Origin of the sequence: Leifsonia sp. Root4 (assembly GCF_001425085.1) — a bacterium.
GTDB lineage: Bacteria > Actinomycetota > Actinomycetes > Actinomycetales > Microbacteriaceae > Microterricola.
Genome location: NZ_LMDN01000002.1, coordinates 593436 through 607290, shown reverse-complemented (window position 1 = coordinate 607290; position 13855 = coordinate 593436). Strand labels below are relative to the sequence as shown.

Annotated in this window: 11 protein-coding genes; 4 read left to right on the top strand and 7 right to left on the bottom strand. The window is 69.7% G+C overall.

Annotated features, from left to right (window positions below):
• The first annotated feature begins 14 nt into the window (after positions 1 to 14).
• Complete coding sequence (locus ASC66_RS08850) at positions 15 to 980, top strand: oxygenase MpaB family protein (RefSeq protein ID WP_082492178.1); 966 nt, start codon at positions 15 to 17, stop codon at positions 978 to 980.
• Here the strand turns inward: ASC66_RS08850 and ASC66_RS08845 are convergent.
• Complete coding sequence (locus ASC66_RS08845) at positions 937 to 1509, bottom strand: GNAT family N-acetyltransferase (RefSeq protein WP_055837787.1); 573 nt, start codon at positions 1507 to 1509, stop codon at positions 937 to 939. The two genes, ASC66_RS08850 and ASC66_RS08845, sit on opposite strands and share 44 nt — an antisense overlap.
• A gap of 20 nt (positions 1510 to 1529) precedes the next feature.
• Positions 1530 to 2129, bottom strand: coding sequence for a class I SAM-dependent methyltransferase (locus ASC66_RS08840; RefSeq protein ID WP_055837783.1), 600 nt, complete (start codon positions 2127 to 2129; stop codon positions 1530 to 1532).
• 222 nt (positions 2130 to 2351) lie between these two features.
• Here ASC66_RS08840 and ASC66_RS08835 point away from each other — a divergent pair, with 222 nt between their 5' ends.
• A complete protein-coding gene (locus ASC66_RS08835) occupies positions 2352 to 4940 on the top strand; it encodes an ATP-dependent Clp protease ATP-binding subunit (protein ID WP_055838474.1) in 2589 nt (862 codons plus the stop codon).
• A 92-nt stretch (positions 4941 to 5032) separates the two neighbouring features.
• Here the strand turns inward: ASC66_RS08835 and ASC66_RS08830 are convergent, their stop codons facing one another.
• Positions 5033 to 6121, bottom strand: a complete 1089-nt coding sequence (locus ASC66_RS08830; RefSeq protein WP_055837780.1) for a DNA glycosylase AlkZ-like family protein — start codon at positions 6119 to 6121, stop codon at positions 5033 to 5035.
• Positions 6122 to 6241: 120 nt separating this feature from the next.
• Here ASC66_RS08830 and ASC66_RS08825 point away from each other — a divergent pair, with 120 nt between their 5' ends.
• Complete coding sequence (locus tag ASC66_RS08825) at positions 6242 to 6685, top strand: VOC family protein (RefSeq protein WP_055837777.1); 444 nt, start codon at positions 6242 to 6244, stop codon at positions 6683 to 6685.
• Between the two features lies 1 nt (position 6686).
• Here ASC66_RS08825 and ASC66_RS08820 read toward each other — a convergent pair whose 3' ends face one another.
• The 4 genes from ASC66_RS08820 to ASC66_RS08805 all read right to left on the bottom strand — a co-directional run bounded on the left by ASC66_RS08820 (position 6687) and on the right by ASC66_RS08805 (position 13126).
• Positions 6687 to 7433, bottom strand: coding sequence for an EI24 domain-containing protein (locus tag ASC66_RS08820; RefSeq protein WP_235496808.1), 747 nt, complete (start codon positions 7431 to 7433; stop codon positions 6687 to 6689).
• 87 nt (positions 7434 to 7520) lie between these two features.
• A complete protein-coding gene (locus ASC66_RS08815; RefSeq protein WP_055837771.1) occupies positions 7521 to 9341 on the bottom strand; it encodes a YhgE/Pip family protein in 1821 nt (606 codons plus the stop codon).
• 13 nt (positions 9342 to 9354) lie between these two features.
• On the bottom strand, positions 9355 to 12189 hold the full coding sequence (locus ASC66_RS08810) for an MMPL family transporter (RefSeq protein WP_055837768.1): 2835 nt from the start codon (positions 12187 to 12189) through the stop codon (positions 9355 to 9357).
• Between the two features lie 106 nt (positions 12190 to 12295).
• Positions 12296 to 13126, bottom strand: a complete 831-nt coding sequence (locus tag ASC66_RS08805; protein WP_055837766.1) for an alpha/beta hydrolase — start codon at positions 13124 to 13126, stop codon at positions 12296 to 12298.
• Between the two features lie 130 nt (positions 13127 to 13256).
• On the opposite strand from ASC66_RS08805, the gene ASC66_RS08800 reads away from it, so the two are divergent.
• On the top strand, positions 13257 to 13832 hold the full coding sequence (locus tag ASC66_RS08800) for a TetR/AcrR family transcriptional regulator (RefSeq protein WP_055837763.1): 576 nt from the start codon (positions 13257 to 13259) through the stop codon (positions 13830 to 13832).
• Positions 13833 to 13855 lie beyond the last annotated feature (23 nt).

Here is a 13855-nt window from a genome sequence, read left to right as displayed (position 1 = left end):
CGTAGCGTCGAGCCATGGACGGCGAGAAGCGAGCCGACGGCGCCGCCGTGCGCTGGCGGCCGGGGCGGAGCGGTCGGCGGCAGCCGCCCGCGTGGACTCATGCGCTCGCCGAGGGCGAGGATGCCGGCTTCTTCGGACCGGGCAGCGCGGTGTGGGCGGTCAACGGCTCGCTGACGACCTTGGTCGCCGGCATCCGCGCCCTGCTCCTGCAGACGCTGCACCCCGGCGCGATGGCCGGCGTGCACGATTGGTCGCACTACCGCGACGACCCCCTCGCACGGCTCGACGGCACGGTGCGCTGGGTCGCGACGGTGACGTTCGGTGACACGCGGAGTGCCACCGCGGCATCCGCGTTCGTCTCCCGTCTGCACGAGCACGTCACCGGCAGCTATGTGGATGCGCGCGGCATCGAGCGGCCGTACGCGGCGAATGATGAGGAGCTGCTGCGCTGGGTGCATGACGCCTTCACGGAGGCGTTTCTCGGCGCCCATCTGATCTGGGGCGGGCCGATCCCGGGCGGCGGCGACGCGTATGTGCGTGAGTGGGCCCAGGCGGGCAGCTCCATGGGCGTGCGTCGCCCGCCGCAGAGCGTCGCGGAGTTGCGTGCCGAGATGGCGGGGTTCCTGGTGGATGCGAAGCCAGACGCGCGGGTGGCTGACGCCGTGCGATTCCTCCGCAAGCCCGGGCTGCCCGGCCTCACCGGGCGGCTCTATCCGATTCTCTTCGGCGGCGCGGTCGCCTCACTCGATGCCGACACTCGATCGCTGCTCGGCCTGCGCCGGCCATGGTGGCCGGCGATCACGATGACGAGGGCGTTCCTCGCCGCGGGGAGGCGTGTGCTCGGCCCGGTCTCGCCGAGTGAGCAGAACGCACGTGCGCGGATTGCCCGGCTCGGCGCAGATCCAGTCAGCACCGATCCAGTCGGCACAGATCCAGTCAGCGCAGATCCAACCGCATCAGCACACGGGGAAACCCATTGAGCACAGAGTCGGTGTCGGCGGCCTTCGTGAAACCGGCCCGTTCGAAGAGCGCCCGCGTGCCGACGTACGCCATCGTCAGATCGACCTTGTCGCCCCGGTTGTCGACGGGGTAGGCCTCGATCGCCGGCGCACCGTGCTCCCTGGCGAATGCGACGGCACCCGCGACGAGCTCGTGTGAGATCCCCGTTCCGCGGTGCCCCGGCCGCACACGGATGCACCAGATCGACCAGACGTCGAGCTCGTCGACGTGCGGAATCTTGCGGTTCCGGGCGAATCCGGTGTCGGCCCGGGGGTGCACCCCGGCCCAGCCGACGACCTCGTCGCCGTCGTAGGCGAGCACGCCAGGCGGCGGATCCTCCCGGCACAGCTCCCGCACGCGCTCGCCGCGGGCGGTGCCGTGAAGCGCGAGGTTCTCTTTCGACGGAATCCGATAGCTGAGGCACCAGCACACGTTCGCATCCGGTCGCTTCGGACCCACCATCGACCGCACGTCATCGAACACGCTCGCCGCACGCACCTCGATCGTCATTGGGCACTGCCTCCGTGTCGTCAGTCGGGCGCGTGGCCGTCGAAGAGGTGGGTCGGAACCGGGCCGAACGGGGCAGAGCGCACGCGCAGCTGACGCCGGTCATCCGCCTCGAAACCTGCGGCGGCGAGGAGGGTCGCCGTGTCACGATCCCAGTGGCAACCGTGGCAGAAGCGGGCCGAGAACGGCGTCGCGACTCGTTGCACCGCGCGCTTGAGTGTTCCGGATGGGGCGGCGACGTGGTCGATGAAGATGACACGGCCGCCCGGGACGAGCACGCGGCGCACCTCGGCGAGGGCGACAGCCGGATCGCCGACCGAACAGAGCACGAAGGTGCCGACGACGGCATCCACCGAATCGTCCGGCAGGGGGATCGATTCGCAGCGCGCGTCGAGCGGCACCGCGGAGTGGCCCCACTCCTTGGCGCGGGTGGCGAGTTCGCGGCGGCGCGCCGCATCGGGTTCGAGGCCGATCCAGAGCACATCCGGGTGCAGGGCGCCGAAGTTCACTCCCTCACCGGCACCGATCTCGAGGACGCGGCCGCGCAGCCGTGAGACGAACTCGCGTTCGAGCTCCTCGAGTTCGTCATCGCCGACGAGGGGTGACGCAGAGTCGGCGGTCATGTGTTCGTTCGCATCGCGAGAATGGACATGGTCTCCTCTTCCCGAACCCCGGTGACCACTCTGCCACCGTCGCACGGTCGAGGCAATGCATCCCACGCCCCCAACAGTGGGTCGTGGCACACAGCCCATTCACAGCCCTGCGGGGCTCCGGAGCGGAATACTTCGAGGCCGCCAGCGTTGAGGTTGAGCGTAAGGCACTCAAGTTTGGACCAGGGAGGTTTCGTGCCCGAGAACTTCACCCCAGAGGGTAGCAACGCCGATGGCGGCAACTCGTTCGACGAGTTTCTCGCCCGGTACCTCGATGGCGAGAGGGCGCGCTCCGCGCGGTCGATCGACCTCAGCAAATTCCTGACCGCGAGCACCCAGCAGATTCTGGCCGCGGCCGGTCGCTTCGCGCTCGAACGAGGCCAGAACGAACTCGACGCGCTACACATTCTGCGCGTCATCATTGACGAGGACGCCGCGCGTGCGGCCGTCTCGCGCCTCGGCGTCGACCCCGGCGCCATCGCCGAGGCAGCAGAGCGGCGCCTGCCGCAGGCCTCCGAGCACGCCGCGACCCGCCCGCCGGCCATCACGCCGTCCGCGCAGCGTGCGCTCTTCCACGCCTACCAGGTGGCGCGTGCATCCGGTTCGACGTACATCGAACCGGAGCACCTCTTCTTCGCGCTCGTGCTGAATCAGGATTCCCCGGCCGGCCAGGTGCTGGCGCACGCCGGCGTCACCGCGGAGGCGTTGACCCAGGGCATGCGGGAGACCGTCGAGGCCGGAGCGACGACTGGGGACGCGCCGGAGCAGGAGCAGCCGGCATCCGACACCCCGATGCTCGACAAGTTCGGCACCGACCTCACCGAGCTGGCCCGCAGCGGGCGGCTCGACCCCGTGATCGGTCGTGCGGACGAGATCGAGCAGACCATCGAGATCCTCAGCCGCCGCACCAAGAACAACCCGGTGCTCGTGGGCGAAGCCGGTGTCGGCAAGACCGCGATCGTCGAGGGCCTGGCCCGAGCGATCGTCGACGGCTCCGTGCCCGCACAGCTGCGGGGCAAGCGCGTCATCGCGCTCGACCTGCCCGGCATGCTCGCCGGCACCCGCTACCGCGGCGACTTCGAGGAACGCCTCACCAAGACCATCGACGAGATCGCCGGCCACAGCTCCGAGATCATCGTGTTCATCGACGAGGTGCACACGGTCGTCGGTGCAGGGGGAGCCGGAGAGGGCGGCATGGATGCCGGAAACATCCTGAAGCCACGGCTGGCCCGGGGCGAGCTCCACCTCGTGGGCGCCACGACGCTCGCCGAGTACCGCACGATCGAGAGGGATCCAGCGCTGGAGCGCCGCTTCCAGCCGGTGCGCGTCGGCGAGCCGTCGATCGAGGACGCCGTGCTCATCATGCACGGACTCCGCCCCGCGTATGAGGAACACCACGGTGTGCGCTTCACGGATGCCGCGTTGCGCGCCTCCGTCGAGCTCTCTGCCCGCTACCTCAGCGACCGCGTCTTGCCAGACAAAGCGATCGACCTGATCGACCAGGCCGGCGCCCGGCTTCGGCTGCGGCTGGGCGTTCAGCCTGACGTCTCGGCCCTGATTGAGCGCCTCGCCGTGCTCGAGGCCGACAAGAACGCGGCCGTTTCGGCCGAACACTACGAGCAGGCCTCCCGCTTGCGCGACGAGATCGCGACCGTGCAGGGGCAGCTGGATGACGCGACCGCTCCCGGCGGGCCGGGGATCGACGCGGCCGACGCCATCGCGTCTGCGATCGTCGACGAGAAGGAGATCGCCGCGGTGATCGCCCGTGCGACGGGAATCCCGCTCAGCCGTCTCACCGAGGGCGAGCGCGACCGTCTCGCGGCGCTCGAGGGTGAGCTGCACGAGCGCGTAATCGGGCAGGACGACGCCGTGACCGCCGTCGCCAAGGCCGTCCGCCGCAGCCGCACCGGCATGGGGGATGCGAACCGCCCCGTCGGCAGCTTCCTCTTCCTCGGGCCGACCGGCGTGGGCAAGACCGAGCTGGCCAAGGCGCTCGCCGGCTCGCTGTTCGCCTCCGAGTCTGCCGTCATCCGTTTCGACATGAGCGAGTTCGGCGAACGCCACACGGTGTCGCGCCTGGTCGGTGCCCCTCCCGGCTACGTCGGCTACGACGAAGCCGGCCAGCTGACCGAGCGGGTGCGGCGCAACCCGTACTCGATCGTGCTGTTCGACGAGATCGAGAAGGCCCACCCCGATGTCTTCAACCTGCTGCTGCAGGTGCTCGACGACGGCCGCCTCACCGACGGCCAGGGCCGAACGGTCGACTTCCGCAACACCGTCGTCATCATGACGTCCAACATCGGCAGCGAGTTCCTCACCTCGCGCTCCGGTGCGATGGGCTTCGTCGGCGGCGATGACCCGAGCGGCTTCGGCTCGGCCGAGGCGCTGCGCGAGCGCGTGATGGGCAAGCTGCGCGAGGCGATGCGGCCGGAGTTCCTCAACCGCATCGACGAGATCGTGCTGTTCGGCAAGCTGGACAAGCCGCAGCTGCGGCAGATCGTCGAGCTGCTGCTCGGGGCGACCGCCGACCGGCTCGCCGCCCGCTCGATGAGCATCGAGGTGACGGATGCCGCCGTCGACTGGCTCGCCGAGCACGGCTACCAGCCGGAGTACGGTGCGCGGCCGCTGCGCAGGCTGATCCAGCGCGAGGTCGATGACCGCATCGCCGAGCTGCTGGTGCACGGCGGGGTCGGCGACGGCGGAGCGATCCTCGTCGACGCGGTCGACGGTGCGCTGCTCGTCGCGAACGCCGCATCCGCGGTGCAGGCGCCGTTGGCGGCCTGAGCGCCGTAGCGAAAGAACAGGGCGGGTTCCTGGCCGGCAGAGGCCGGGGACCCGCCCTGTTCGCTGTCTCGTGGCACGGCGTCGGCGATCCGCTACTGATAGCGGACGTCGAGTCCAAGCCACGCGGCGAGCTCACTGATCTCCGCTCCGACGGCATCGCGCACCGCCGAGGTGAATGGCGCATCTTCGTGGATCGCATTGACCACAAGTGCACCTTCCTTGCGGTCGGCGAGCGCGTCGAGCTTGCCGACCAGGCGATCGCCGTGCAGGATCGGCAGTGCAAAATAGCCCCAGCGACGCTTGGCTTTCGGCTTGTACATCTCAAGCACGTAGTCGAAGTCGAAGAGAGCTTTGGCGCGCACCCGGTCGTAGATCAGTCGATCGAAGGGTGAGAGGAGGGCGGTGCGCCCAACGAACGGTCGGCCGAGCGCGGCCGGATCCACGCGCCAGGCACCCGGGATCCCGTCGATGACCGCCGGCTCGCCGGCGAGGCCGACGTCGACCGGTTCGAGCGGCATGACCGTGCTCTTCTCGCGCGCGATGCCGAGGGAAGCGAGCCTGCGCTCGGCCCGCACAACCGCGGCCACCTCCGTGGTCGGTGGAGAGAGCTGTTCGGGATAGACCCGCTCGGCCAGCGTCCACAGCCGCTCGCGGCCGCGTCGGGCAGCGATGGCGATCTCGCCGCGCAGTGTCAGGAATTCGAGCATCCGGCCGACATTCTTATTGTGCGTCCAGCCCGATGACTGCCACGGCACGACGCTCGTGTCGGGAATTTCTCTGGAGAGCAGCGGCTCTGGTGAACTCCGCAGCCGGCTCAGGATGTCCCGTCGGAAGGAATCATTGCGGGCGAGCCACTCGCCTGCCTTCGATTCAGACGGCCACGCGTCCATGCCTGCACGGAACAGGCCGAGGTCATCCATGGGTCTGATCAGCGCGTCGAGCTCAAAGAGTTGTCTGCGCCGTTCGAGTGCGTTGACGAGTTCGGAGGGTCGATAGGCGGAGCCGATCCGACTCCAGGCGACGAGGTCGGCATTCGGGGCGATCGCCGCGGTCGGATCGATCTGCAGCAAGGTCAGACGGCGAACGAGCTCGACGACGTCGCTCGGGCGCTCCGCGTCGAGCACCTGCGCGCGCACGGCGATGCGTCGGGCTTCGGTGCGATCAAGTCGATGGGGCTCCACAGGGGCACGCTATGCCTTGCCGGCCAGCCGAGGCAAGGGCGCATGGCATCGACAGTCGGAGAGGCTGGTCGTCGCCGAACGGGCGGCGTAGCATGACTGCCACCAGTGCAAGGAGGCACCATGGCGAACCTCGTCGTCCACTTTGAGATCCACGCATCCGAACCGCAGCGGCTCATCGATTTCTATACAGAGTTGTTCGGTTGGACGTTCACCCGCTACGGCGAGATGTCGTACTGGTCGATCGACACGGGTGAGGGTGCGATCAACATGACCACAGAACTCGGCCGCGGCATCAACGGCGGCCTCACCCAACGCATGGGGCCGAAACCCGAGGTGGGCGCGCCCGTCAACGGGGTCAACATCGTGATCGGCGTCGCGGACATCGACAGCCTCTTCGCGAAGGGCCTCGCGCTCGGTGCCATCGAGGCGCTCCCGCTCGACGACATGGAGGGCATCGGCCGCGTCGGTTACCTGCTCGACCCAGACAACAACGTCTTCGGGCTCATCTCGCCGGTGCTCTCCGACGGCACCAATGTGATGGAGCGGATGGGCGAGAGCGCGTAGCTCAGGCGCGTGCCACCCGCTGCGCGTCGAGCGCTGAACGGGCGAGGAACGTCGACCCGGCCACGGCAGCCGGCATCGTGAACACCGCCCCGAACGGGATCATGAAGAGTAGCTGCGTCGCCACGCCGAAGCCGAGCAGTTGCCAGCGGATGCCGCGGCGAAGGGTGCGCTGTTCCGCTCCGGGGATGGCACGCGCCTCGAACGCCCTCGAGCTCAGCTCGACCGCCAACAGCCGACCGGAGAGGACGACGCCGAGCACGGGTGCGAGAACGCCGCCGATCAGGGGGATGAAGCCGCTGATCGCGACGCACACGGCGGTGAGCAGGCCGGCTCCGAGCAGCCAGAGCGCGCTGCGCACGCCGCGCCAGAATCCGGCACCCTCTGTCGGGCTCTCGCCGCCGAGGTTTCGCTCCGCGGCCAACCAGATCCGTTCGTAGAACGGGTCTCCGACGGCGAGGGTCAGCGCCGTGAATGTCACGGCGCTGATCACGATTGCGCTCGCGAAGAGCACCGTTCCCATTGCCGCGTTCACGATGCTCGGCCACGGCTCCGGCCACGTCTCGTCGAAGGGGGTCAACCAGTCGACGATCGGCGCGACGTTGAAGCCGAGCGCGACGAGGCCCGCCAGCAGCAGGGCGAAGACGATCGCTGCCGGCACCAGCCCCAGCATCATGGCCCCGGGCCGGCGAGTCCAGAACGCGAAGCCGCGCAGCAGCAACCCGACGCCTCTGAAAAACTCTCTGACCACGCGTTCAGCCTATGCGCCGCCCATCGATTCCGTTGAGAGCGGTCAAATGGCCGTTTTTGGGCCCTCCAAGCGGCCATTTGACCGCTCTCAATGGACGGTGCGGTGGCGGGCGACGCCGGCGTAGAGCAGCGCGATGCCGAGCGCGGTGGCGAGCGCGAGCAGCACCACGGCGGACAGAGCGGCGGGACCGTCGCCGGTCAGGCAGGCCAACAGCCAGCTCAGCGCCGGTGCGGTGGGGATCGCTCCGGCGGTCGATGCGACCGCCGGAGGTACGGCGCCACTGAGCCCGGCCGCCAGGGCGAGCACCGCGACGAGCACCGCGACGAGGCGTCCCACCGAGCCGAGCGCCGCGGCGAGTCCCTGGTTCGCGATCGCGAAGACGGCGCCGATCAGCACGCTCGCACCGGCGAAGCTCATCCATGCCAAGGGGGTCGTGTTCACGGCGGTGAGCACAACGACCGCGACGACGGCGCCTTGGCCGCCCCCGAGCGCGGCGGTGGGGCCGAGCGAGCGCAGCGTGATCGTGCGTGATGGCACGGAGGTCAACAGCAGCCGCGTCGGCACGGCGCGGCGCGCGATCGCGATCACGAGGCCGCCGAGCCAGAGGGCGACGACGGCGAACAGCGGCACCGTCTGGATGCCGGGTGGCACCGTGTCCTGCTCGGCGAGCACCGGGCGTGAGACCACGGACGTGAGCGTGCTGATGTCGCTGTCGCTGTACATCGGGATCTGAGTGACGGCCTCGGCAAGCCCGTCGGCGAGCTGGGCGGTGCCGTCGTCGAGTTGCGCGGCTCCGGCGGCGAGGCTCTGCGCGCCGGCGCTCAGCGATTCCGCTCCGGATGCCGCTTGCCCGATGCCGGCCGCCAGCTGAGTCGCGCCGTCGGCCGACGCGTCGATGCCGGCGACCAGTGCCGGCATGGCCTCCGCCAACGCGGCGTTGCCGGATGCCACCTGTCCGGCTCCGGCCGCCAGCGCCGCGGTCTGCTGATCGGCGGCCTGCAGGCGCGCGAGCGCCGCCGTCGCCCGGTCGCAGACGGCGCCCGGCGTCACGCAGAGCTGTGCCGTCACGGCAGAGAACTGCGCGGTGGCGTCGGAGACGGCCGCGTCGAGGCTGCCGACGGCCGCAGCGACGCCGGCCGCACCCGCCGCGAGTTGCGCCGTCTGCGTCGGCAGCGCCTGCGACCCGGCGTCGAGCTGGGCGAGGCCGCTCGCGAGCGAATCGACACCGGCATCCACCGAGTCGAGCCCCGCGGCCAGCTGAGCGGCTGCGTCGGCGAGGGACTGTGCGCCGCTGGAGACCGAGTCCGCGCCGGTGACGAGGCTGGCTGCGCCATCGGATGCCTGCCCGATCTGCTCGTTGATCGTGTTGAATCCCGCGTAGACGTTGTCGAGATACTGCTCGATCAGCTGCTGGTTGACGGCCGCGGCCGCCGCCTCGGTGATGAGCTGGGTGATCGTCGGATCGAGGGCCGCAGAGGCGGGGCTCGTCGTGACCTCGAATACGGCCTCTCTGGCATCGCTTGCCTGGCCCCCCATCGACGTCGCCGCCGCCGAGAACGACTCCGGAATCGTCACGACGGCCGCATATCGCCCGGCGCCGAGTCCCAGGGAGGCCTCGTCGCTGTTGGTGAGCACCCACGTGAAGTTGCTTGTCGACTCGGCCGGGTCACTCGGCCCCTCGATCAGCCCCGCTGCGAACTGCCGCCCGAGCGGCACCGTGTCGCCGTTCACGGTGACGGGGTCGTCGTTGTTGACGATCGCGGCCGTCACTCTGTCGAGGTTCTGCGTCGGTGCGGCGAGCGCCCAGGCGAGGATGCCGCCGATCAGCACCGGCACGGCCAGCACTCCGAGCACGGCGAGGCGGCCGAGGTGCTCAGAGCCGCCCGTTGCCGAGAAGGTTCGCGCCATCAGAGCCCCGCCATCAGCGCACCGCCAGTGCGCTCGGAGCGCTCGACGCGTCAGCCAGGTGCACGGTGCGGAGCTCCACGCCGAGCGGCAGCAGCGCGTCGGCGACGTCGCCACTCTGGCACGCGAGCACGATCGTGAGCGGGGCGGTCGCCCTCCGGCCGCTGCCCTTCAGGCTCTCGCCCAGCGCCCTGCGGATGCCGGCGCGCAGCTCGGGGTCGACGAAGCTGTCCGCCGCATCAATGAGCACGATGTCGGGGCGTCGGCGCAGGGCGTCGTGCACAGCGCTCACACCGCGGAGCGAAGCGTCCAGCAGCAGAGAAGCGGTGCGGGCGCGCACCGCGGCCGCCCGTGTCGGCAGCACGAGGCCCTGAACCTTCACCCGGCCGGCGCTCACCGCCATCCGGCCGCCGAGGGCGAGCAGAATCGCGCTCCGTTCGTCGAGGGAGCCTCCGAGCAGGACGAGTGCCTCGCCCGGGGCGAGCAACGCGTCGAAGGCGGGCTCGCCGGCGGGCTGCCCGGCAACCCGCATGCCCGCCGCCGCGATCGCGAGTTCCGCGCCGGGTTCCGGCCAGTCGGCGAGGGCGAACTCGGCGGCCAGGCCCTCTCCCTCGACGTCGAAGTGGGGGAGGACGCGGTCAAGCCATCCGGGGATCCACCATGCGCCTCGGCCGAAGCCAACCAGCACGGCGGGAATGAGCGTCATCCGCACGAGGAAGGCGTCGATCAACACCCCGACCGCGAGTCCGAATGCGATGGGCTGGATGTTTGCCTCGCCCTCCGGCACGAACGCGGCGAAGACCGCGAACATGATGAGCGCCGCTGCGGTGACGACGCGAGCCGATGCCGTGAAGCCGCGGTGCACCGAGCCGGTCGGATCGCCGGAGTGCAGGTACTCCTCACGCATCCGACTCACCAGGAACACCTCGTAGTCCATGGCGAGGCCGAACAGCACACCCATCAGGATGATCGGCATGAAGCTGATCACAGAGCCCAGGCCGGCCACGTTGAGCGGTTCGGCGAGGAAGCCGTCGATGAAGACGAGGCTGGTGAGCCCGAATGCCGCGCCGATCGAGAGCGCGTAGCCGAGTGCGGCCGTGACCGGCACGACGATCGACCGGAACACCATGGCCAACAGCACGAGCGAGAGGCCGACGACGAGCAGACCGAACGGCAGCAGCGCGCCGGCGAGACGCTCGGAGATGTCGATGCCGGCCGCCGTGTAGCCGGTGACCGAGAGCCGCACGCCGTACTCCTCCTCGAAGTGGGGCTGCATGGAGCGCAGCGTCGCGACGAGCTCCTCCGTCTGTTCCGAGTCCGGCGCCCCCTCCGGGATCACCTGCACGATGCCGGTGTCGCCGGTCTCGTTCGGGGTCGCCAGCGGCACGGAGGCCACCCCGGAGACGGCCGCGATCTCGGCGCCGAGATCGTCCATCAGGGTGACCGGGTCTGTGCTCTGGATGACGGAGCCGGTGACGATCAGAGGGCCGTTGAAGCCCGGCCCGAAATGTTCGGCCACGAGGTCGTAGGTGACGCGGCCCGGTGTGTCCTCGTCGAGGGAGCCGGCATCCGGCAGCGCCAGACGCAGCCCAGCCGCCGGGATGGCGGCGATGCCGAGCACAACGACGACGGCGACGACGGTGACGAGTGGCCATCGGGTGACGGCGTGCACCCAGCCGGGGAAGAAGCCGCGCTGGGGAGCGTCCGTCGGGGTCTCGACAGGCTCGGCCACTTCTGCCGCCTCTGCCGCCTCTGCCGTCTCGGGGTCGTCGGGCTCGGGGACCGCGGCAGGTTGGGGCGCGCCGGGGCGGAAGCGTTTCGCCACGATGTGCCAGCCGGCGAATCCGAGCAGCGCCGGGGTGAGGGTGACCGACATCAGCACGGCGATCGCCACGGCCAGAGCGGCGGCCACGCCCATGATCGTCAGGAACGGGATGCCGGCGACGGACAGACCGAGCAGCGCGATGATCACGGTGAGCGCCGCGAAGACGACGGCGGATCCCGAGGTCGCGACCGCACGGGCCGCCGACTCCTCCGGTTCGAGGCCGTGCTTCAGCTGATCCTGATGTCGGGAGATGATGAACAGCGCGTAGTCGATGCCGACGGCGAGGCCGAGCATGAGCGCGAGCAATGGCGTCGTCGATGTGATGGTCAGCACGCTCGTCGCCATGAAGACAATCGCGAGCGATGCGCCGACGCCGAGCAGGGCGGTGATGAGCGGCAGCCCTGCGGCCACGAGCGAGCCGAAGGTGATGAACAACACCACGTAGGCGACCGCGATTCCGAGCAGCTCCGTGATGCTGATGCCGGTGGCACTCTGCGCGAACAGCTGGCCGCCGACGGACACCTGCGAGCCCACCGGAAGCTCGGCCTCCAGCGCGACGCCCGCGGCCTGCAACGCATCGGCCGTCGAGGGCAGCACCGCGGTGGTGGCGACCGAGAGCTGGATCGGCACGATCACGGCGGAGCCGTCCGCGCTGATGTTCGCGCTCGAGCCGGAGCCGGAATCCGAGGGGTACGGCACGGTGGCCGATGACACCTGCGGAATCGCCGCAATGGCCGTCGCGGCATCCGTGACCGCCGCCTCGAACTCGGCATCGCTCACATCGGTGCCGTCCGGGGCGACGGCGATCAGCTGCGCCGACGTCCCGCTCACCTGGGGGAAGGTGCGGGCGAGGGCATCCAGCGCCTCCTGCGATTCCGTGCCGGGGATGCTGAAGGTGTTGTCTGTCCCCTCGGAGAGCAGCCCGGCCCCGCTGAAGAGCACCGCGAGCACGATGACCCAGAGCAGGAGCATCCGCCGGTGCGCGCGGAATGCCCATCTGCCGAGTGCGTAGAGGGCGGAAGACATGCCGAACCGTTTCGGGTTGCAGTCTCGGGGAGGTTCCGACGGGCTGGTGCCCCACAGGCTACAACCGGGTCACGGGGCTGGCAAGCGCCGTGACCACGCCCGACGCCTAGGCGGCGCTGGTGGCGGCGGAGTGGGCGACGGCCCAGTTCAGTGCGTACTCGGCCACCTCTTCCCAGCCGTCCTGGCTGACGATCCGGTGCGTGCGGCCGGCGTATTCCTTGTACTCGACGAGGGCGGGACTGCCGCTCGCGGTGTACTTCTTCACGATGGCCTGGCCGATGGCGGGCGGAACGACGTGGTCGATCTCACCGGTGATCACGAGCAGCGGAGCGCGGTCGGCCTTCGCGAAGTTGACGCGGCTGACGCCGCCCTTCTCGTTGAACGCCGCAGCGACCCCCTCGAAGAACACCCGGTTGTACGAGTTGACGGCGAACTCCTCCCAGAGCGCGTCGGACTCTGCGCGGCCGAGGTCGTTGCCGAAGGTGAAGTGGAAGTGTGACTTGGAGAGCGGCTTCGCGCCGTTCTTGCCGAAGGGGTTGGCGAGGATGGGGGTTCCCGTCCACAGCGTTGACGCCGGCAGGGTCGTGATGCCGGCAGGCTGGCCGGGGGTGACGCCGACGTAGGCGACTCCGAGGTCACGATCTGCGAGCATCTGCGTCAGCAGGCCGCCGAAGGAGTGCCCCATGATGATCGGCTTCTGGGGGAGTGCGCGAATGATGCGCTCGTAGTGGTCCGCGATCTGCTTGAGGCCGATGCCCTTCAGTGCCTCCGGGTTGTTGCGCACCTCGGCGACGGAGCGGTCATCGATGCCGGGCCAGCCGGGGATGATCACCTCGTGGCCGCGGGCCCGGAAGTACTCGGCCCAGGTGTTCCAGCTGCGCGGCGTCATCCACAGGCCGTGGATGAGGACGATGGGGGTTTTGTCAGTGGCGGTCATGATTCCTTCTCCTTGTTGGGTGCCGCTCCGTTAAGTGGAACGATCGTTCTTTCTGCTTCTGAAGTGAAAGTTACGCCCCGCCGAGCGAGATGTCAAGCAAAAAGAGAAAGATCGTTCTATCATTTTGTGTATGGCCACTCGAACTACTCCCAGCGGCGCCTCCGAGGCCCGCGAGCGCCTGCTTCGCGCCGCGTCAGAACTCTTCTACCGCGAGGGGATCCACTCGGTCGGAGTCGACCGGATCCTGGCGGAGGCCGGCGTGACCCGGGCAACCTTCTATCGCCACTTTCCGAGCAAGGAAGACCTCGTCGAGGCGTATCTCGGCGTCGAGGATGCCCAGATTCGAGCCACCTTCGCCGCGGCCGAGGCATCCGGAGCGGAACCGCGACAGCTCGTGGACCTCGTGATCGCCGGCCTGGCCGAGGATGTGGCCCGCCATCACACCCGTGGCTGCCCGTTCATCAACGCCGCGGCCGAATACCCGGATGCCGACAGCCCGGTGCGGCAAGCGGTCGGCGCGCACCGGGCGTGGTTCCGCGCCGAGCTCGAGGCTGTGCTGGACGCCGCGGGCCTTGCGGATGCCGCGGGCGCCGCCGCACAGCTCGTGCTCCTGCGCGACGCGGCCATGGTCGGTGGCTACCTCGACGGCTGGGACCGCGTGCGCCCCGCCTTCCTCGAGGCGGCCGCACGCGCCGCACAGCCCTAACCGCACAGCCTCACCGCACGGCC